This is a genomic window from Pseudomonas tremae (assembly GCF_001401155.1).
In the GTDB taxonomy this organism is placed as follows: domain Bacteria; phylum Pseudomonadota; class Gammaproteobacteria; order Pseudomonadales; family Pseudomonadaceae; genus Aquipseudomonas; species Aquipseudomonas tremae.
The window spans coordinates 80027-99305 of record NZ_LJRO01000024.1; the positions used below are offsets into that span (position 1 = coordinate 80027).

Consider the following 19279-nt stretch of genomic DNA (forward strand, 5'->3'; position numbering starts at 1 on the left):
TTGCTAATCGATAGCTACCTTTGCTGAATGGCAACGCCGTTGCGCAGGATGAGCGTCATCGCAAGACGCTGAAGGTTGCGTCGGTCGGCACGCAATGACCAAACGTGCAGCTGGCGACCTGAGGCGCCTGGCGCGCCAGTTCGTTGCGATAGGCACCTGCTGCGTAAACAGCCAGCACCGCGAGAGCACCCATTACAGCCATGCATTTTCTTGTTTTTACTTTCATGACGCATTCCTTGTCTCGGCTACAGAGCAGTTCGAAAGGACTGATTAGAGTGTAGGACAAGGTTGAGTATTGCGTCGGTTGTCATCATCAAAGCCAGCGGCATGATGGACGCGCTAGAATTCACATTTTTGATGAACACGCAGGGGGCAGGCACATGGCGCGCAAGGAATACAACGGGTTTGAAGTGATTTCGGCAGTAATGCCTTCCGAGCAGGGTTATCGGGCGGCGATTGCCATCAAGGGGCTGGGCGGTGGCGGTGCGCCGCGTTTCCAGGCCCTGTTACCCGAGCAGACGTTCAAGACCGCAGACGATGCCGACCTGGCCGCTGCTCAGGAACTGCAGCGTCTGACCGGCATCGATGCCGAGGGGGAACCGCTGTGGGCGGATGCCTGATTCAGGCGCCCGGGCGGAACATTTTGAACAGCGCTTCCGGCCCAAGCTGGAAGTAGTCTGCAGGACCGCCGCCGCGCAGTATTGGCTCTGCGGCGGCGGTGTCGTAGACGCCATCCTTCAACAGGGATTTGTCGATGTGTATCGCCACCACTTCGCCCAGAATCAACCAACTGGGCACCAGTTCCTTGTCTGCGCGTTGCAACTGAATGATCTGCGTGACTTTGCACTCGAACGACACCGGCGTTTCCATTACGCGAGGTACTGCCACGATCTGCGACGCCAGCGGTGTCAGGTTAGCCAGCTCGAACTCGCTGACATCGGGCGCCACTGGCGCGCAGCTCTGATTCATGGCCTCGGCCAGGGAGCGGGTCGCCAGGTTCCAGACAAATTCGCCGGTCTGCTCGATGTTGTTGAGACTGTCCTTTCGCCCTACGCTGCAAAAGCCAATGATCGGTGGCACGTAATTGAATGCGTTGAAAAAGCTGTAGGGCGCCAGATTCAGCTTGCCGTTGGCATCCTGAGATGAAATCCAGCCAATCGGGCGTGGACCTACAATCGCATTGAACGGGTCATGAGGCAGGCCGTGACCTTTGGATGGCTCGTAGGAGTGAATGGCGTCTGACATGCTTTATTCCTGATAGCTCGAGATGGGGTGGGAACATAGTGCTGCGCATTGGCGAAGGATGCCAGAGCAGCGTTTGTTTCAGCTTGGGCCAGACATGAAGAAGCCCGGCATGAACCGGGCCTGAAGTGTAGCTTGCTGGATCAACCCAGACGGTTGGCACCTACGCGGTCTGCACCGTCGGCTGCCAAACGATTGGCACCTACATGGTCAGCGCCGTCGGCGGCCTGGCGGTTTGCACCTACGCGATCTGCGCCATCAGCAGCCAGACGATTTGCACCTACGTGGTCGGCGCCGTCAGCCGATACGCGGATCGAGCCGACGTTGGTGTGCTTGGTGCCGCCCTCAGCAACAATGGTTGAAGTCGACAGATCATTGCTCACCGTGGTGACTGGAAGTGCAAATGCACTGGAAGCCAGAACAGAGAAAGCCAGGCCGAAGATCAATTTAGTCGTTTTCATGATGATGTCTCCAATAAGTGTCGGGTGAGTTGTCATCCCGGTATGGAGGCAATGCTACGCGTCAGCGGATTATTAAGAAGTTAATAGGAATGCTAGCGATCATCGCTGAAAATGATAGTGGGCTGTAACGCTCTTGTTTCGGGCCTCGCGAGCAAAAATGCACTCGGCTGATGCATATTCTGAAAAACCTTGTAATAAAGGCTCTTGACAAACTGGAAGTATCATTTATTCAACGAGTTATCGCCAGATATCACGGAATAAGTGCACTGTATTGAAACACTTGGTTGCAACTGCCAGTGTAGCGTCGACGCTCTTTCGCGCGTGTTGTATCGATGGTGTAAATGATAAAGCCGGTAGATATGCGGCGCGAAGCGCTGGAACGAGAGCTGTACCCGACAGCTCTCGTTCCTCACACCTTTGGCCGACAGGCTTTTACGTGTGGCGCGCGTTGTGCTCGATCAGTCTGTCTCGATCCGTGAGTGTTTGCGGGTGTCTTTCATGAACACATATACCAGTAGCGAGCAGGCAATGCAGGCTGTCACGTACCAGTAGTAGCCGGTTTCCATGCCGATGCTCTTGAACCACAGTGCGATGTATTCCGCAGTGCCACCGAATATCGACACTGTCAGGGCATAAGGCAGGCCCACACCCAGTGCGCGGATCTCGGTCGGGAAGAGCTCTGCTTTGACCACGGCGTTGATCGACGTATAGCCACTGACGATGATCAGCGCCGCCATGATCAGGAAGAATGCGCCCCACCAGGTCTGAATGGTGTGCAACGTGGTCAGAATCGGCACTGTGCACAGCGTGCCCAATACGCCAAAAGCGATCAAAATCGGACGTCGCCCTACTTTGTCGGACAGCGCACCGATGACGGGTTGCAGCAGCATGAACAGGAACAGCGTCGCTGCCGATATCGAGGTCGAATCAGTGATGCTCATACCGACAGTGTTGACCAGGTACTTCTGCATGTAGGTGGTGTAGGTATAGAAAGCCAGCGTACCGCCCATGGTCAGGCCGACTACCGTCATCAGCTCCTTGGGATGGCGCATCAATGTGCGCATCAGGCTTTCCTTGGGCTTTTCCTTTTTCTTGCGGGTGAATGACTCGGTCTCTTCCATGCCGCGACGCAGGAACAGCGCGACGATTGCGCACAAGGCACCGATGACGAACGGAATGCGCCAGCCCCAGGCGTACAGCTGTTCAGTAGTGAGTGTCTGCTGCAGCACGATCAACACACCCAGAGCGATAAGCTGACCGGAAATCAGCGTGACGTACTGAAAGCTGGAGAAGAAGCCGCGACGTTCCTTGGTAGCCATCTCGCTGAGATAAGTCGCCGATGTGCCGTATTCGCCGCCGACCGACAGGCCTTGAAGCAGTCTGGCAAACACCAGCATGATCGGCGCGCCGACGCCGATGCTTTCATAGCCCGGGGTCAGGGCGATGATCAGTGAGCCAAAGCACATCAGCAGTACCGAGGCCATCAGCGCGGCCTTGCGGCCTTTGTAGTCGGCGTAAAGGCCCATCAGCCAGCCCCCGATGGGGCGCATCAGAAAGCCAACGGCGAAGATCGCAGCAGTGTTGAGCAACTGGGCGGTGGTGTCGCCTTTGGGAAAGAAGGCTTTGGCGAAGTACAGCGAAAAGGCGGCGTAGACGTACCAGTCGTACCACTCGACCATGTTGCCGACCGAGCCACTGAAAATGGATTTGAGGCGGCTGGAGGTGGTTTTTTGACCGGCAATGCTGGCAGCCGGTCCGTGGGAGGCGGGTGTGGAGGTTTCCATGATGTTCCTTGTCTTTCATTATTTTTAGAAGAGGCATGCGCTGCCCTGACCAGTTCCATAGCAGGACCTGTGCCACACCATGAGGGCTTGTTCCAGAGCGGTTTTGTCGAGCGGATGAGCAAGAATCCGCCTACCCACCGGTAGCGAGTAGGCGGAAAGTTGCCGAAGATCTGTTTCGTTAGCTGTCAGTCGATGGCCGGCTGAAGATTAATCAGCTGCTCAGCTTGGATGCGAACAGCATCGTGCCCATGACTATGCTCAATGTGGTGATAACCACCAGCACGGTATGTCTCAGGTAAAACTGGCGAATTTTCTGTCGGGCAGGCGCGGTCTGATAAAGGTAGCGATAGGGAGACAAGACGATCCACAGCACGGCAAGCAGCAGGTAGACCAGAAGCGTCCTTGGGCCACTGAGGGCATAAAACAGCCCGAGGAACAGAAACGGAATACCGTGGCGCAAAATCAGCACTTGAGTGCCGGGCCAGCTCACGGCCCTGGGCAGTAATTTTGTGCTCAGCCAGGCGTCGGCAGGCTCTGCCAGAACCATCAGCGGACGCCAGATGCAGATAAAGATGAAGAAGCCGACCAAGGTCCAGAATGGCGACAGGAACAGCTCTATCACCCTTGTTCCTGCGTTGTACTCCATGCCGGCAAGTGGTGCCTGAGGCGCGAGCAACTCCAGCAGGAACGCTCCGATATACACCCAGATCAGCGGCCTGAAATCGCTCTGCATACGCATCAGCTTCCAGGCGTTCAGGTCTGCCTCGGGGTAACGCTGCAAAATGTCCGGGAAGCGGACGGTCAGTTGTTCGCAGATGTGCTCACAGGCATTCCACACCGACTCATCGTACTTCCTTGCCATGCGCAGGCGTGCAGCCAGGCGGGGTGGCTTGAACAACAAGTGCGCAGCCTTCGCTTCGGCCGTTTGTGGTTTCGATTCAAGGATGCGGCGCAGGTACTCGTCATATTCGACTTCTTCCCAGCGGTCCCGCAAGGTCTGCCACAGGTCTTCAGGGCCGGGATGGACGTTATGCCCCATGCTCCAGCCAAACACTGCACTGGTCTGTTCAAACAGGTCGACGGTGAGGTTTTTACTGGCAATCAGCAGCACCATGCACCGGCATTGCAAATGCTCTCGGCGCTCCAGTTCACTCAGCCAGGGCTGCTGTTCGAGCGCCCGGAGCTCGTCTAGAAAGCTTGCGTGCTGGCCGCTTTCGATCAGTGCGCTGAACCGATCGAATGCTTCACGCAGTATCGCGTCGGCCAGCGCATATTGGTGATGGCTGCTGATGTGGATGGCTTGCCATACGGTCAGCCAGCGCAGGTGTTCGAAGGCGGCGTTGATCCGCTCTACATGGTGCGCAGAATCGTTCAGGCACTCCAGCAGCAACATTTGCTGAAAGCGTTCACCGTGGCCATGCTCCATTGCGATCTGATGTTGTTCGGGCAGGTTCTGCGCCGTGGTCTGCCTGACGTGGGCCTGCAAGTCGAATGATTGCTGCTCGACCACGCTCTCTGTCTGACGCAGGGCAGGCAAGGGCGCTATCGGCGGTTCACGCAATGCTGCCGGCTCGTCCTGTTCAAATGCGCGCGCCCGTGCACGTTCGAGCGCCTGTTCGTATGCGTCACGCAGGGTCTGGAAGGCGACCGGATCTTCGTCAGGACGGTTGACCTTCAACAGTCGCGCATATTGTCGTTTGACACTGCGCTCGTCAGCATCCTGCTCAAGTTCGAGTACGGCCCAGCAGTCCTTCATCGTGTGCCCTGCTCGAACTTGTCGACTTCCTGCTTGAGTTGCTTGCGGATTTCGTTGATCTGCCGCTCGTCCTGACTCTCCAGAACGTGTTGGAACTGAGTGGTCCAGTGGTCGATAAGGTCTCGATCACTGCCCAGGCACTCCTGATAGAGCCGTTCGAGTCGGGCAATCAGATGAGTATTGGCCTGCTGTTCGCGCGGATGAACCTTGAGCGCTTCCAGAACCAGAAGACGCTCCTGTATTTCTTCCGGCGTCATCACGCCCGGGTTGTTTTCGATGACCAGCTTGTGACGTTCTCCGGTCAGCTGTGTCACCACATCGGCCTCCAGCAAGCCGTTGTTGTCGTAGGTGAATCGCACATCCAGCGACACCTCGCCAGCCTTGGCCTTGGGTATCTGAATGTTCAGTTCGCCCAGTGCGATGTTGTCTTTTACCAAGCGGCTTTCGCCCTGAAATATCCGCACCAGTACCTGTTCCTGATCATCCAGAACGGTACAGACCGTTTTCACCCGGCTGACAGGCACGACGCTATTGCGCTCGATGATTGGCAGGTAATGACCGCTCTCGTAACGATTGCCAATCTGCGAGGTGGTCGCGATACCCAGCGTGTAGGGGCACACATCGGTAAGCACGATTTCTTCGAGTGCTGCATCACGCTGCTTGAGCGCGGCCTGCACTGCAGCCCCTTGAGCAACGATTTCATCGGGGTTGAGTGCAATGGACGGAAAGCGTCCGAACAGGCTGGCTGCAAGCTTGCGGATCAGCGGCATGCGCGTCGTGCCGCCTACCAGCAGGATCTCGTCAAGATCGGCCACGCGTATCCTGGCATCTCGAAGTGCGCGTTCGGCAGGCGCGCGAAGGCGGTTGAGCAGCGGCGCATACAGTTCGCCCATCTGCTCCTGGGTAATGGTCTTGCGCCACTCCCTGTCTGCGTGGCGCAACACGAAGTCGGTACTGCTTTCCTGGCCCAGTGCCTTGCGCACCCGTTCGGCTTCGCGTTTCAGGGCTGGGGCTATCAGCGATGTAGCAGGGAAGTCTGCTTCGTCCCGGTGCAGGGTCTGAAAGTGCTCGACCATCAGCTGATCGAAATCCTCACCGCCGAGAAAGTTGTCGCCTGCGCTGGCCCGCACTTCCATCACGCCGTCGAAGAGTTCCAGAATCGAAATATCGAACGTGCCGCCACCCAGATCGAAGACCAGAAACGAGGTTTCGCCTTCTTTTTGGTGTAACCCGTACGCCAGCGCTGCGGCCGTGGGTTCATTGATGAGTTTTTCGACTTTCAGGCCCGCCAGTTCACCGGCGATACGTGTGGCTTTGCGCTGTGCATCGCTGAAATACGCTGGAACGCTGATGACGGCTTCGGTAACAGGCTCGCCGAACGCACGCTCTACATCGGCTTTAAGGCTTTTGAGGACCAGCGAGGACAGCTCTTCCGGGCGGTAGGTAGCAGATCCCAGGCGAATTTCCTGAGCGCTGCCCATGTAGCGTTTGAACAGAGCGGTGGTTTTGTCCGGGTGGGTCTGCAACCGCTCGCGGGCGGCTTTGCCGACCAGAATATGGCCGTCGTCGTCCAGGCCGACGACGCTGGGGGTGAGTGTTTCTCCCAGTGCGTTGGTCACCAGTTGGCTGCTGCCATCGCGCCAGACCGCAACCAGACTGTTGGTGGTGCCCAGATCAATACCGACGATCATCTCGAAAATGCTCCCTGCTCTAAGAGTATTGCGCTGTTTTGCGTGATTCTGAATCAAGGCAGCCGGTGTTGTCTTGGTTTTATGCGTCGTGAGTGCCTGGATTCATACGAATCCACACCCTCAGTATTCCCCGCTGCGACTCACTGCCTTGTGCAGCAGCGCGGCCAGGTCTTCCCTGGAGTAGGGCTTCTGCAGCAGGTCGAAACGCTGTGTCTCGTCTTGGGCGATGGTCGCAAATTCAGTACTGTAGCCTGTGGTCAGGACAACCGGCATCCACGGATAGCGTGCTTCGATTTCGGCGTAAAGCTCCAGGCCGCTCATGCCTGGCATGGCGATATCCGAGAACACCACGTGAAAGTTCTCGGGGTTGCCGGAAAGTTCATGCAATGCCTCACGAGCACTCGTCACCCAAAGTACCTGAAAGCCCAGTTGCTCCAGCATCGGGCGGGTGTAAGTGCCGATGTCCTGATTGTCTTCGACCATCAGCACGCACAAACCGGGCAACGCCGCGAGGGTACAGTTTTTGTCCTCGGCAATGACTTCATGATTCCGGGCGCTGGGCAGACACAATGTAAAACGGCTTCCGCTGCCCAGTTCGCTCTCGACCAATACTTCGCCGCCCGACTGTTTGGCGAAACCGAAAACCTGCGACAGGCCCAGGCCTGTGCCTTGGCCAACGCTCTTGGTGGTGTAGAAGGGCTCGAAAATCAGGCCGAGTTTATCCTTGGCGATACCGGCGCCGGTGTCTGTCAGCGACACGGTTACATAATTGCCATCGCTAAGCGACGGGGCCAGGTCGGCAGAATCGCAGGCGGCGCATTCGACCTTGATCGTGAGCCGGCCCGAACCTGACATAGCGTCCCTGGCGTTGACCACCATATTGACCAGCGCGGTGTCGAACTGGCTGCCGTCGGCGAAGATAAAGCACGGTCCGGCGGGCAGGTCGATGTCTACCTGAATGCGCGCGCCGGTGAGTGTGTCCATCATCTCGCCAATGCGCTCCACGCTTTTGCAGACATCGAACACTTCCGGTTGCAATGCCTGACGGCGCGCAAACGCCAGCAACTGGCCGGTCAGACGCGCGGCGCGATCCACTGTGCTGGAGATGGCTTCGACGTATTTCGTGCGTCGGGCTTCTTCAAGGTTCTGGGATTTCAGCAAGTCGCTGCAAGAGCGAATAACCGTCAGCAGGTTGTTGAAGTCATGCGCGACACCACCGGTCAGTTGCCCGATGGCTTCGAGTTTCTGCGCTTGATGCAGCGCTTCCTGAGAAAGCTGCAACGCCCGGTTGGCTTCTTCTTCGGCCTGAATGTCGCGGCCGACGGCATGGATGAATTGCTTGTCCGGCACTGCGGTCCAGGAAATGGTCCTGTATGAACCGTCCATATGGCGGTAGCGATTCTTGAAGTGCGGGATGGTCTGGCCGCTTTCCAGCCCGCTCATGGCCGCCAGGGTGCTTTGCACATCATCGGGATGCACCAGTGCCAGAAACTGACTGTCGAGCAATTGTTCTTCCGACCAGCCCAGTGCCTGAGTCCAGGCCGGATTGACTGCCGAGATAATGCCGTCGAATTGCGCCACCAGCATCAGGTCGGTGGACAGGCGCCAGATACGGTCACGATCCTGGGTGCGCTCCACCACTCGCTGTTCAAGGGTTTCGTTGAGCGATAGCAGAGCTTCTTCAGCGTCTCTGAGCTGCGTCATGTCACGGGATACGCAGAGGATTTTCTCTGGTTTGCCATCCTTGCCGAAAATAGGGCTGACCTGCACATGCCACCATTTGGTGGCGCCCTTTATGGTCTGCGCCGAGCCCGTGAAGCTGGCGTTCTGACCCGCTCGCGCTGCTTCCACTGCAGCAATGGCGTCCAGATTGCCCTGGTCCTGCCAGAAATCAGGCCATGGACAGCCGACAATCGCGTTGAAATCACTGACCTCCATCACCCGTTGTCCGCCTTCACTCATGAAGGTCAGACGCGCGTCGAGATCAAGCACCTTGATGCAGTCATTGATGCTCGACAGCACCCGATTGGTGAACGCTTCGCTCTCGGACTGTCTGACTTCGGCAAGCACCTGCGAGGTGGTTTCGTTGACACGACAGAAGATGCCCTCGATCTGGCCGGTATCACCGTAAAGGGGCGAGTACGACAGCGACCACCATGTCTGTTCAGTCCTTCCGTTTCGAACAATAACGCGGCGGATATTGTCCGACCGACAACTGTGTCCGGCAAGCGCCTGCTCGGCCAGCGGGCGCACGGCTTCCCAGGCATCGCCCCAGATCGCAGCGATGGGACGGCCTTGCGCTGCTTGCGCAGTGACGGGCAAGACCTGGCAATAAGCGTCATTGAAGAACAGGGTAAAATCTGGCCCCCAGAGCAGGTACATGCTGTCCGGGCAACTGAGCATCAGGTTCATTGCGGACAGCAGTGCCGCAGGCCACGCTTGCTTCGGTCCCAGCGCAGACGTCGACCAGTCTGTGTCTCGGATAAGCCGGCCCATTTCGCCGCCCCCCAGTGGGAGGTCGAGGGGTATGCTCACGGTAGAAAATGCCCCATCTTTCGTACTGCCCAAGTGAGCTGAATAGCCAATGCCGGCATAATGTCATTATGCCATTTATGTATCCAGCCATCACGCCCTCATTTGGTCGCGACAGTATGCAGACATGGTGCCGCGTGAAATGTTCGGTTACCGCCTGAAGATGCCAGGCGGAATGTTCAACGCTTTCAACCCAGAAACATTTCCCGCACCAACGCATGCCGTTGCATCTTCTCGTTGAGCGTGCGACGCGGCAGTTGCAACTCATTGAGCACCGCCTTGATATCACCTTTGTGACGGGTCAGCGACGCGCGCAGGCATTGCGCTTCGAAGGCTTCCTGGCGCGCAGCCAGAGATTGCCCCGGCGACTGAGTGGCAGACTCCGGCGGGCTCAACTCCAGGCCCAGTGCCTGGCGCTCTGCGGCGTTGGCCAGCTCACGTACATTGCCGGGCCAGTCGTGGCTGAGCAACTGGCTCAGGCGCTCGGCATCCAGGACTGGCGCTTGCCGTCCGAGGCGCTCGGCGGCGGTTCTGGTGAAATGAATGAACAGCTGCGGGATATCTTCACGGCGATCGCGCAGCGGCGGCAGGTGCAGCTCGGCGACGTTCAGGCGATAGGCCAGATCTTCCCGGAACCGTCCGGCACGCGCCTCCTCGAGCAGGTCCGGTTTGGTTGCCGCGATGATCCGCAGATCGACCTGGATACTCTGGTTCGAACCCAGCCGCTCAAGGCGTTTGTCCTGAAGAACGCGCAGCAGTTTGACCTGTTGGGCCATCGGCATGCTTTCTATCTCGTCAAGAAAAACAGTGCCACCGTCGGCATACTCCAGACGGCCGATGCGCTTGCCCTGTGCGCCAGTGAATGCGCCGCTTTCGTGCCCGAACAGCTCGGCTTCGAACAAGTGTTCGGGGATGGCCGCGCAGTTGAGGGCAACGAACGGTTTGTCGGCACGCGGCCCGAAATCGTGCAGACAACGGGCAACCAGTTCTTTGCCGCTGCCGGTTTCGCCACGAATGATCACGTTGACCGGCAGTTGCGACAGCTCCAGCACCTGACGGCGCAACGTCTGCAGGCTTGGCGATACGCCGAGCAGGGTGGCGTCCAGCCGGGCCCGGGTGTCGCTTTGTTCATGCAGGCGACGGTTTTCCAGAACCAGCTGGCGTTTCTCCAGCGCGCGACGCAGGTTGCTGATCAGGGTTTCCGGGCTGAAAGGTTTTTCCAGAAAATCGTAGGCGCCATCACGCATCGCCTCGACAGCCATTGGCACATCGCCATGGCCGGTCAGGAGGACGACTGGCAGGCCTCGATCCAGGCTTTGCAGCCGATTCAGCAGTTCCAGACCGCCCATGCCGGGCATCCGGACGTCAGTCAGCACCACGCCGGGAAAGTGCTCGGGTATCTGTGCCAGGCAATCCTCGGCGCGCGCGAAGACTTGAACCTCGAAGCCCGACAGCGTCAGCCATTGCTCGACGGCCTGCCGAATGGGCGCTTCGTCGTCTACCACGATGACCGAATTCAACATGCAGGGTCAGGTCTCCAGGAAGTCATTGGGCAGGCTGAACCAGAACACCGCACCATTGGCATGGTTTTCCGCGGTCAGCTTTCCGCCCAGTTCGTTAATGATCGCGTATGACACCGCCAGGCCAAGACCCAGACCGTCGCCGACGGGTTTGGTGGTGAAAAACGGATCGAAGATATTGGCGAGGTTTTCAGGCGCGATACCACTGCCGCTGTCGCTCACGTTCAGCCGCCACTGATTGTGGTCGGTGGCGTCGATGCGCACCTCAAGACGCCTGGACGGGCGGTTGCGCATGGCATCCAGCGCGTTGCGCAGCAGATTGATCAAGACCTGCTCGAGGCGGATTGCATCGCCCCGAACCCAGGCCGGGCGATTCAGGTGCAGCACGCAGTCAATGTGCTCCTCACGCAGGCGCGGGTCTAGCAACAGCAAAGCCTGATCGACAACTGTGGCCAGATCCAGCCGCTCGCGCAAGCCGCTGGGGCTTTTGCGCGCAAAGGTTTTCAAATGACCGGTCAGCGCGGCCATACGCGTCAGCTGCTGGTCCACCGGCACCAGCGCCTTGCAGGCTTCATCAATCCGTCCCTGATCCAGAAGCAGCCGCAGGGTCGCCAGCTGCATGCGTTGGGCGGTCAATGGCTGGTTGATTTCGTGAGCCAGCGCTGCCGACATCTGCCCCAGTGCGGCGAGCTTGGCCGATTGCACCAGGCCGTCCTGTGCCGTTTGCAGGTCACGGGTGCGTTCCTGCACCTGACGCTCCAGTTCGTCGCGGCTGCGTTCCCGCAGTCGGGCAAGTCGCCAGCGTTGATAGAGAAACAGGCTCAGAAACACCAATGCCAGCCAGATACCCGCGGCAGCTAGTCCGGCATTGCGGATGTCCTCGCTGGATGCCGGAGGCTTGCGCAGCAGGTGCAAGGTCCAGTTTTCGTCGTGCAGCGGCAGCGACTGCCAGAGGTAATCCGCTGTGCCGTCCGGTCCTTCGACCCGGCTCAGGTGACTGTTTTCGGCAAACCGGTCAATGACCCGACTGCGCAAAGGCAATAGCGGGTTTTTGTCGTATTGGCGGGTGCGCTGCAGGTCTGCGCGGTCTTCAACGGATATGGGCAGCAGTTCGCGATAGCGCCAGCCAGGCTTGTTGGCGATGAACACAATGCCTTTGTCGTCGCTGACCAGCAGCAAGTCATCGCCTTGACCCCACTCCTGCTCAAGGTTCGGAAACTCCAGCTTTACCACCATCGCGCCGAGGAAGGCGCCCGTTTCGTTGGTGACTGCACTGGACAGGAAGTAACCCGGAATACCCGTGGTCACGCCGACCGCGTAAAAGCGCCCGGTGCCTTTGGCGCGGGTCTGCAGGAAGTAAGGGCGAAAGCCGTAGTTGTGGCCGACGTAGCTACTGGGTGTCCGCCAATTGCTCGCGCCGATTGCCAGCCCTTGCCTGTCGAGCAGTTCAAGGGTTGATGAATGAGCAGCAGCGTTGATTTTTTCCAGTTTGAGATTGAGCGCGTGCTGTACGTCATCGGTCACTGGGTCGCTCAACGCCGCACGAATCTCGGGGTCCAGTGCCAGAACCGAGGGCAGGGCGCGATAGCGCTCTATCAGGGTATGCAGGGTGTTGGCGTAAAGTGCCAGTTGCCCACCTGCACGAACGGCATCTTCCGACAAGGCATGACGCTGAGCCTGACGCATTGCCAGCCCCGCCGACAGCGCGGCGCAGGCCAGAATCAGCATTACGTAAAGGGAAAGCCGCCAGAAGCGAGGCTTGAGCGTCATTGTTGTGGCCTGATCGGACTCCACTGGCGCGTTTGCGAACGGGCACTCGCAAACGCGCCATGGACTGGCATTACAACAGGTTGAAGGTGGCTTCTTTCACAGTCTGCGAATCCAGGCCGATCATGACCTTGAATTCGCCGGGTTCCGCGGCGTACTTGAGCTCGGTGTTATAGAACTTCAAATCGTCCTCACTGAGCGTGAAGGTAACGACTTTCTCCTGCCCCGGCTCGATCATCACTTTTTCGAAGTTCTTCAATTCCTTGACCGGGCGGCTGATCGACGCCGCGACATCACGCAGATACAACTGCACAACGGTCGCGCCCGCTACCTTACCGGTGTTTTTCACTGTCACGCTGGCGGTGATCTTGCCCTTGCGCGGCAGGCTGTCAGCCGACAGCTTGATGTCCGAGACGTCGAACTGCGTGTAGCTCAAGCCATAGCCGAACGGGAAGAGCGGGCCATTAGGCTCCTCGAAGTAATGCGAGGTGTAGTTGCCCGGGCTGCCTTCGTGATACGGACGGCCAGTGTTCAGGTGTGCGTAATAGACCGGCAATTGGCCGATCGAGCGCGGGAACGACATGGCCAGCTTGCCCGACGGGTTGTAGTCGCCGAACAGCACGTCAGCTACTGCGTTGCCGCCTTCAGTGCCCGGGAACCAGGTTTCCAGCATGGCATCAGCCTGTTCCTGCTCGTCGACCAGAACCAGCGGACGACCATTCATCAGCACCAGCACGAGCGGTTTGCCAGTGGCCTTCAGCGCCTTGATCAGATCGCGCTGTTTGCCCGGAATGTTCAGGCTGCTGCGGCTGGCCGATTCGTGGGACATGCCACGCGACTCGCCGACCACGGCAACCACTACGTCTGCCTGTTCGGCAACCTTGACGGCTTCGTCGATCATTTCCTGAGCCGGACGCGGATCGATCTCCACTTCCTTCTCGATGAAGTTCAGGTAGGTGAGGACGTGTTCGTTGTCACTGACGTTAGCGCCGCGTGCATAAAGCAGCTTTGCCTTGTCGCCGACGGCGTTGGCCAGCCCCTCGTACACAGTGACCGACTGGTTGGGCCGGCCCGCTGCCGACCAGCTGCCCAGCGTATCCAGATGACTCTGTGCCAGCCCGCCGATGACTGCGATGGTGCCTTGTTTCTTCAGTGGCAGCGTGTCGTTCTGGTTTTTCAGCAACACCAGCGTCTTGCGTGCAACATCGCGCGCTTCGGCCCGGTGCAGGCGGTCATCGGAGTAGGTGTCGGCCGGATCATCGGCAGCAACGCCGATACGCCCGTAGGGCGATGCGAACAGGCCCATGTCGTACTTGGCGCCCAGCACTTCACGCACGGCGCTGTCGATTTCCTTCATGGAAACCTCGCCGTCCTTCACCAGCCCAGGCAACTGCTCGCCATAGGCAACGTCGTTCATGCTCAGATCGACGCCCGCTTTGATCGCGAGCTTGGCGGCTTCGCGATAATCCTTGGCCACGCCGTGTTCGATCAATTCCTTGATCGCGCCGTGGTCGCTGATGGTCACACCCTTGAAGCCCCAGTCCTTGCGCAGCAGATCCTGCATCAACCACTTGTTGGCCGTTGCGGGTATGCCGTTGATGGAGTTGAGCGAGACCATTATGCCGCCTGCGCCAGCGTCGATACCGGCTTTGTAGGGCGGCAGATAGTCCTGGTACATGCGCGTCTTGCTCATGTCCACGGTGTTGTAATCACGTCCGCCTTCGACCGCGCCATACAGGGCGAAGTGCTTGACTGCGGCCATGATGCTGTCATTGGCGGCAACGTTCTTGCCTTGAAAGGACCTGACCATTACGTCGGAAATCCGCGACACCAGGTAGGTGTCTTCACCGAACCCTTCGGAACTGCGGCCCCAGCGTGGATCGCGGGAAATGTCGACCATCGGTGCGAACGTCATGTCGATACTGTCTGCACTGGCTTCAACAGCAGAAACACGGCCCATCGTCGCTATGGCGTCCATGTCCCAGCTGGCGGCCATGCCCAGGCTGATCGGAAAAATAGTGCGGTGCCCGTGAATCACGTCGTAAGCGAAGAACATCGGAATTTTCAGCCGGCTCTTGGCGACGGCAGCTTCCTGCAACGGACGGTTCTCTGAGCGTGTAATGGAGTTGAACGTGCCACCGATTCTTCCGGCAGCAATTTCCTTGAGAATTTGCGGCTGTGGCATTTCCGAACTGATACTGATCAGTCGCAACTGGCCGATCTTTTCGTCCAGAGTCATTTGTTTCATCAGTTTGCCGATGAAGGCATTTTTGGCTTGAAGCGTTGTATTGTCAGCAGGGGCAGCACTCTGGGCAATCACCGGCTGGCTGGCCAAACCGACCAGCAAACCTAATAAACACAGCTTATTCATGAATGTTTTCTCAAGGCCTTTGTCGGCAACGCGCGTTAAATGCCGACAGCCAGTTTTTGGGTTATGGACCTTTGGCGTTATGGTTCGGACTGGGCGCAGGGATAGTTTCTATCCGCTTCACTGTCCGAAGTCTCCCCAAGGTATGTACGAAAATGCCGGATTGTTTGATTTTTGTACACGCCCTGTTCGATTGATTATCGACCGGCAGCCGGAGTCAGTGAGGGATTATGCCGGGGAACGTGAGTTTTGGCTAAGGCGTGTCGTTTCAATGGATTCAAAAAGTACCGGAGGTCTGATTTTGAAGTCTGTTTCACGATGGATGTTGTACGTGGTGATGCTGGTGGGTGGTGCAGGCATTGCCGGAGCGGACGAGCCCGCGCTGGTTTTTCCGCCGATGACTGGCAGTGTGGTCGATGCGGCGCAAATGCTCGACAGCCGGACGACGGTTCGTCTGGCCAGGCTGCTGCGCGCCCATGAACAGGCGACGGGAGCGCGCGTGGTGGTGGTGACCCTTGCTGACCTGCAGGGCGCGACGATCGAAGAGTTTGGTGCCCAACTGGGCGATGCGTGGGGTATGGGGCTGCACGGCAAGGATGACAGTGTCCTGCTGCTGATCGATCGTGACAAACGCAAGGTGTTCATTGAGGTCGGCGCCGCACTGAAGGCTCGCCTCAATGACGCTCAGACCTCGCTGATCATCGACATGTTGATGACGCCCGAATTTGACGATAGCCATTTGGCTGCCGGGGTAGAACGAGGTGCTCAGGCGGTGATCGCTGCACTGGGCGGTCAGATACCTGACTATCCTGAGCCTGCCCGACAGGTGGCCGGTCGTGACGAACAGGTCGACAGCGATCAGGTCTGGCTGATCGCTGTCGTGCTGACGCTCATCGTACTGGGGATTGTAGTCATCAGTATCAGGCGTGGTGCCGCTGCCCGGCCGGCGCGTGACAGAGCTACCGAGCGCAGCGGCGGGCGCTTCGGTGGCGGCGGTGCTTCAGGCAACTGGTAATCGGATTGATTCAGGAATGAGGGAACCATGGCGTTGTTGAACAGAGACGAACAGAAGCAGGTCGCTGAGGCGATTGATCGTGTTGAACAGCGTACTGACGCCGAACTGGTCACAGTGCTGGCTGCTCGTGCCGACGATTACGCGTACATGCCGCTGATCTGGGCCGGGCTTATTGGCCTGCTGCTGCCGGGGACAGTCAATTACTGCTTGCAGTGGCTGAGCGCGGACGAACTGATGCTCGCGCAGATGAGTACATTCATTATTGTGGCGCTGGTGTGCCGTATTCCGAAGGTGACTGCTTATCTGGTGCCAGTCTCGGTCCGGCGCTGGAGGGCGGGAAACCTTGCACGTCGGCAGTTTCTTGAGCAAAACCTGCACAAGACCCACGACGGGACCGGCATTCTGGTGTTTGTCAGCGAGGCCGAGCGTTACGTCGAGATTCTGGTTGATCATGGCATTGCCAGTCGCTTGCACGACGATACCTGGAAGGCGATGGTTGACGTGTTTACTCAACAGGTCAGGGACGGTCAGATTCTGCAGGGGTTTCTGGGTTGCATCCATGCCTGTGGCGAATTGCTCGCCGATCATGTTCCGGTGACGCATGGCAAAAACGAGTTGCCCAACAGGCTGGTGGTGCTGCGCTGAGAGTGGATGTCAGGAACTGATCAATATAGCCCTGACACCCTGTGTGCCCCAGTGTCAGATAATACGGCTAACGCTGTAGAACGACTTTATATAGGCCTTCAACTGTTCGACATTCTGGCTGATTGACGCTGAAGGCAACTCCTTCGGCGTGACTTGGTCCAGAAAACTGTACAGCGATTGATAAACCTTTTTCACTTCTTGAACCCAAAGCATCTTGCTTTGATCTACGCTCGCCAGCGCGGCCAGCTCATCAAGTTTTAGTTGCGTCGCTTTGGTTTCCTGTGTCGCAAGGCGCGATTCGTCGAGCAGGGCGTTATAACGCAGTCTCAATCTGTCGCGCTCTTCGGTCAGGTCTTTATAGGTCAGCGCGGTGCTGAGCTTGTCGAGCAACTTGCCGAGCCTGGCGATGCCGACAGAGACTGCTGCAATGTGCGGCGATGGCAGGTTGGCTAATTCCAGCTCCTCCGGCGTCGGCAGTATTTCCTTGAACCGATCGACCAGGTTATACGCCTCGAATGTTTTAATCGTCTCATTGAGCAGGCGTCGGTCTTCGGCGATTTCACTCATCCGTTCATTCCTTCCGGCTGCACGTTGAGTCAAGGTGTCGATCTGTTGCTGCAGTATTTGCGGCAGGCGATTGCCGTCCAGCGTCAGGTTGATTTGCAGCACATCGTCACTGCGCTCGGCGATGGCTTTAGCGCTGTTGCGCACGGCCGTTATCAGGTTCGAAATCTTATGAGCACGCTCTTCATTCAGCTCGCTGAATGCTTGCTGTTTCTGCTCATCGCTCAGTGTGTTGTCTGCCTCGATCTGTTGCTGTGTCAGATCAATCGGGTGCAAATTGATGCTGTTCAACTGCACGGTGACAGTGGCCAGTTTTTCGCGATAGGTCTTGTCTGCGTTAGTAAGTGCTGTTTGCAGAGGCCTCATTTTTTCTTTGATGACCGGCAGGAATTCCAGCTTCAAAGCGGTAACTTGCACATTGATATTCTGATGGGCTGCCGCCATGATTTTAGTGTCCGGTGGGGTGAGGACCAACGCGTCATGCAAGGTTTCAGTGCTCATGATCATTTCCCTTTAATCGTAGATTGCTGTTCGCGTTGAAATTGATTTAGCGCGCTATCAAAAATGGCCAGCAGCTTGGTTGTCATGCCGTTTATTTCTTCCCACGGTGTGACCACGGCATTGAATTTTATGGCGAATCTCAGCAGTGAATGATTGTCCTTGATCTCGGCCAGTTCGTTGGCGGAGCTGCTTATATAAGCCGTCAGCATGGTCCACAGGTCTTTAAGGTTGGTGGCGCCCTTATGCGCATCCAGCATACGGAAATTCATATCCTGGAAGAGCCTTTGCAAGTCGAATACCGCTGATGCCAGTGGACGTTTTTCCTTGAGCAGTAGAATTTTCTGGTTCTTTAAGTTGATCATCCGGTTTTTTTCTTTGCGGATTTTTTCCGCCTGACTGCCGAAGATACCTCCCGTTATCGCGACCCCGATGGGGCCCCCGAAAATACCCCAGGCAATATTGTTGACGGCGGTTTTGTACTCTTTGTTCTTTTGCTCTATCTCGACAGTCAATTGCTCAAGATCTGCTTCCAGATTCTTGACCTGCTGATCCACGTCAGAGCGGCTTGCCAGGTTCACTTTGTCGTTGATGTCAGGAATGAGGTCAACGCTCAATCGGGTGCTGAAGGTGTCGATTTTCTGAGTCAGTAGTTCTGAAGACTGTTGATGGGTCGCTATGTTCGACGCCAGATCTTTCAGAAATTCTGCCAGTTCAATACAGCCGTCCTGGTCGACCTTACTTAATGATAACAGCGGTGTGTTGTGGATTTCCTCGAGGGTCACGTTGGCAACTTTCTGGTCTATTCGCTTGGAAATACTCATGCTGTCGATGACGTCGATGATCTGTCGACCCTGATTCGAGAACGTGGCAGCAAATAGATCAATAGTGGTTCCGCTGAGCTTGATGCTGTCCTCGATATCTTTCCAGCTTCGGCCATGCTCGTTGGTTGCGAGGTACGTCATCAGCAGGTCTTCGGGCTCCAGGCCAGGTATCCCGCTTTTTGTAAAACCCAGTTGCTGTTCGACTCGCGTCATTGACGTGGGCAGATCAAGGCTGTGCCGTTCGTAGCGTTTTATACTAAGGATATCTTCCTTGGTTAGAATAAGCCCGGCACCGCGACCGCTGCTTTTTTCATCATTCAGTAAGGCCTGCAGGTATTCCCGGGGTTTTAGTGTGACCCGGGCAATGTCCTCGTTTTCCAGTAGTTCTGCGTGGCTCAACATAATGCACGTTCCTTGTGCGGGTTGTTCTGGTAGAGCAGGAAGCTCCACAGGTATGTTCTGACTGTGTTCAATCAGTCAGGGAGACTATAAGGCTGTTTGTGTTTTGTTCAATCAGTATATTGTTGGTTTGTCGGGGAATATTTTACTGTTTATGTACAGTTCGCATTGTTGTGTAGGTAATGGCGAGCAGGGGGTGTAGTCCTTCAAAAA

15 protein-coding genes are annotated in these 19279 nt (G+C 57.2%); 3 read left to right on the forward strand and 12 right to left on the reverse strand.

Annotated features, from left to right (window positions below; translation table 11 throughout):
* Positions 1-55: 55 nt before the first annotated feature.
* A complete protein-coding gene (locus ALO43_RS30850) occupies positions 56-226 on the reverse strand; it encodes a hypothetical protein (RefSeq protein WP_005889161.1) in 171 nt (56 codons plus the stop codon).
* Between the two features lie 154 nt (positions 227-380).
* On the opposite strand from ALO43_RS30850, the gene ALO43_RS00925 reads away from it, so the two are divergent.
* Positions 381-620: a hypothetical protein gene (locus ALO43_RS00925; protein ID WP_024691504.1), complete on the forward strand. Its 240-nt coding sequence runs from the start codon at positions 381-383 to the stop codon at positions 618-620.
* 1 nt (position 621) lies between these two features.
* On the opposite strand, the gene ALO43_RS00930 is transcribed toward ALO43_RS00925, so the two are convergent.
* The 9 genes from ALO43_RS00930 to bglX all read right to left on the reverse strand — a co-directional run bounded on the left by ALO43_RS00930 (position 622) and on the right by bglX (position 15124).
* Entirely contained in the window at positions 622-1245 is a 624-nt protein-coding gene (locus tag ALO43_RS00930) for a flavin reductase family protein (RefSeq protein ID WP_005889164.1), read from the reverse strand.
* A 140-nt stretch (positions 1246-1385) separates the two neighbouring features.
* A complete protein-coding gene (locus ALO43_RS00935; RefSeq protein WP_005889165.1) occupies positions 1386-1703 on the reverse strand; it encodes a hypothetical protein in 318 nt (105 codons plus the stop codon).
* A 458-nt stretch (positions 1704-2161) separates the two neighbouring features.
* Entirely contained in the window at positions 2162-3487 is a 1326-nt protein-coding gene (locus tag ALO43_RS00940) for an MFS transporter (protein WP_024671710.1), read from the reverse strand.
* Positions 3488-3698: 211 nt separating this feature from the next.
* Complete coding sequence (locus tag ALO43_RS00945) at positions 3699-5243, reverse strand: J domain-containing protein (RefSeq protein ID WP_054996974.1); 1545 nt, start codon at positions 5241-5243, stop codon at positions 3699-3701.
* Positions 5240-6934 (reverse strand): molecular chaperone HscC, encoded by a 1695-nt coding sequence (locus tag ALO43_RS00950; protein WP_005889169.1) that lies wholly within the window; start codon positions 6932-6934, stop codon positions 5240-5242. Before ALO43_RS00950 ends, ALO43_RS00945 begins: the two co-directional genes overlap by 4 nt.
* A 120-nt stretch (positions 6935-7054) precedes the next feature.
* Positions 7055-9430, reverse strand: a complete 2376-nt coding sequence (locus ALO43_RS00955) for a PAS domain-containing protein (protein ID WP_054996975.1) — start codon at positions 9428-9430, stop codon at positions 7055-7057.
* A gap of 224 nt (positions 9431-9654) precedes the next feature.
* On the reverse strand, positions 9655-10989 hold the full coding sequence (locus ALO43_RS00960; protein WP_024671707.1) for a sigma-54-dependent transcriptional regulator: 1335 nt from the start codon (positions 10987-10989) through the stop codon (positions 9655-9657).
* A gap of 6 nt (positions 10990-10995) precedes the next feature.
* Positions 10996-12756 (reverse strand): ATP-binding protein, encoded by a 1761-nt coding sequence (locus ALO43_RS00965; RefSeq protein WP_054996976.1) that lies wholly within the window; start codon positions 12754-12756, stop codon positions 10996-10998.
* Positions 12757-12826: 70 nt separating this feature from the next.
* Positions 12827-15124, reverse strand: a complete 2298-nt coding sequence (gene bglX / locus ALO43_RS00970) for a beta-glucosidase BglX (protein WP_024671705.1) — start codon at positions 15122-15124, stop codon at positions 12827-12829.
* A 319-nt stretch (positions 15125-15443) separates the two neighbouring features.
* On the opposite strand from bglX, the gene ALO43_RS00975 reads away from it, so the two are divergent.
* Together ALO43_RS00975 and ALO43_RS00980 are read left to right on the forward strand one after the other, a co-directional pair.
* Entirely contained in the window at positions 15444-16136 is a 693-nt protein-coding gene (locus ALO43_RS00975; protein ID WP_032619188.1) for a TPM domain-containing protein, read from the forward strand.
* Positions 16137-16163: 27 nt separating this feature from the next.
* On the forward strand, positions 16164-16781 hold the full coding sequence (locus tag ALO43_RS00980; protein WP_005889183.1) for a TPM domain-containing protein: 618 nt from the start codon (positions 16164-16166) through the stop codon (positions 16779-16781).
* 54 nt (positions 16782-16835) lie between these two features.
* Here ALO43_RS00980 and ALO43_RS00985 read toward each other — a convergent pair whose 3' ends face one another.
* Together ALO43_RS00985 and ALO43_RS00990 are read right to left on the reverse strand one after the other, a co-directional pair.
* A complete protein-coding gene (locus ALO43_RS00985) occupies positions 16836-17852 on the reverse strand; it encodes an alpha-xenorhabdolysin family binary toxin subunit B (RefSeq protein WP_005889185.1) in 1017 nt (338 codons plus the stop codon).
* Positions 17849-19069 (reverse strand): alpha-xenorhabdolysin family binary toxin subunit A, encoded by a 1221-nt coding sequence (locus tag ALO43_RS00990; RefSeq protein ID WP_024671703.1) that lies wholly within the window; start codon positions 19067-19069, stop codon positions 17849-17851. The genes ALO43_RS00985 and ALO43_RS00990 overlap by 4 nt, the downstream gene beginning before the upstream one ends.
* Positions 19070-19279 lie beyond the last annotated feature (210 nt).

Excerpts from the sequence above, each read along its gene's own strand:
- ALO43_RS00930 (WP_005889164.1), bottom strand. The coding sequence starts at position 1,245 with ATGTCAGACGCCATTCACTCCTACGAGCCATCCAAAGGTCACGGCCTG.
- ALO43_RS00960 (WP_024671707.1), bottom strand. The coding sequence starts at position 10,989 with ATGTTGAATTCGGTCATCGTGGTAGACGACGAAGCGCCCATTCGGCAG.
- ALO43_RS00980 (WP_005889183.1), top strand. The coding sequence starts at position 16,164 with ATGGCGTTGTTGAACAGAGACGAACAGAAGCAGGTCGCTGAGGCGATT.
- ALO43_RS00935 (WP_005889165.1), bottom strand. The coding sequence starts at position 1,703 with ATGAAAACGACTAAATTGATCTTCGGCCTGGCTTTCTCTGTTCTGGCT.
- bglX (WP_024671705.1), bottom strand. The coding sequence starts at position 15,124 with ATGAATAAGCTGTGTTTATTAGGTTTGCTGGTCGGTTTGGCCAGCCAG.
- ALO43_RS00975 (WP_032619188.1), top strand. The coding sequence starts at position 15,444 with ATGTTGTACGTGGTGATGCTGGTGGGTGGTGCAGGCATTGCCGGAGCG.
- ALO43_RS30850 (WP_005889161.1), bottom strand. The coding sequence starts at position 226 with ATGAAAGTAAAAACAAGAAAATGCATGGCTGTAATGGGTGCTCTCGCG.
- ALO43_RS00945 (WP_054996974.1), bottom strand. The coding sequence starts at position 5,243 with ATGAAGGACTGCTGGGCCGTACTCGAACTTGAGCAGGATGCTGACGAG.
- ALO43_RS00955 (WP_054996975.1), bottom strand. The coding sequence starts at position 9,430 with ATGGGCCGGCTTATCCGAGACACAGACTGGTCGACGTCTGCGCTGGGA.
- ALO43_RS00940 (WP_024671710.1), bottom strand. The coding sequence starts at position 3,487 with ATGGAAACCTCCACACCCGCCTCCCACGGACCGGCTGCCAGCATTGCC.
- ALO43_RS00965 (WP_054996976.1), bottom strand. The coding sequence starts at position 12,756 with ATGACGCTCAAGCCTCGCTTCTGGCGGCTTTCCCTTTACGTAATGCTG.
- ALO43_RS00990 (WP_024671703.1), bottom strand. The coding sequence starts at position 19,069 with ATGTTGAGCCACGCAGAACTACTGGAAAACGAGGACATTGCCCGGGTC.
- ALO43_RS00950 (WP_005889169.1), bottom strand. The coding sequence starts at position 6,934 with ATGATCGTCGGTATTGATCTGGGCACCACCAACAGTCTGGTTGCGGTC.
- ALO43_RS00985 (WP_005889185.1), bottom strand. The coding sequence starts at position 17,852 with ATGATCATGAGCACTGAAACCTTGCATGACGCGTTGGTCCTCACCCCA.
- ALO43_RS00925 (WP_024691504.1), top strand. The coding sequence starts at position 381 with ATGGCGCGCAAGGAATACAACGGGTTTGAAGTGATTTCGGCAGTAATG.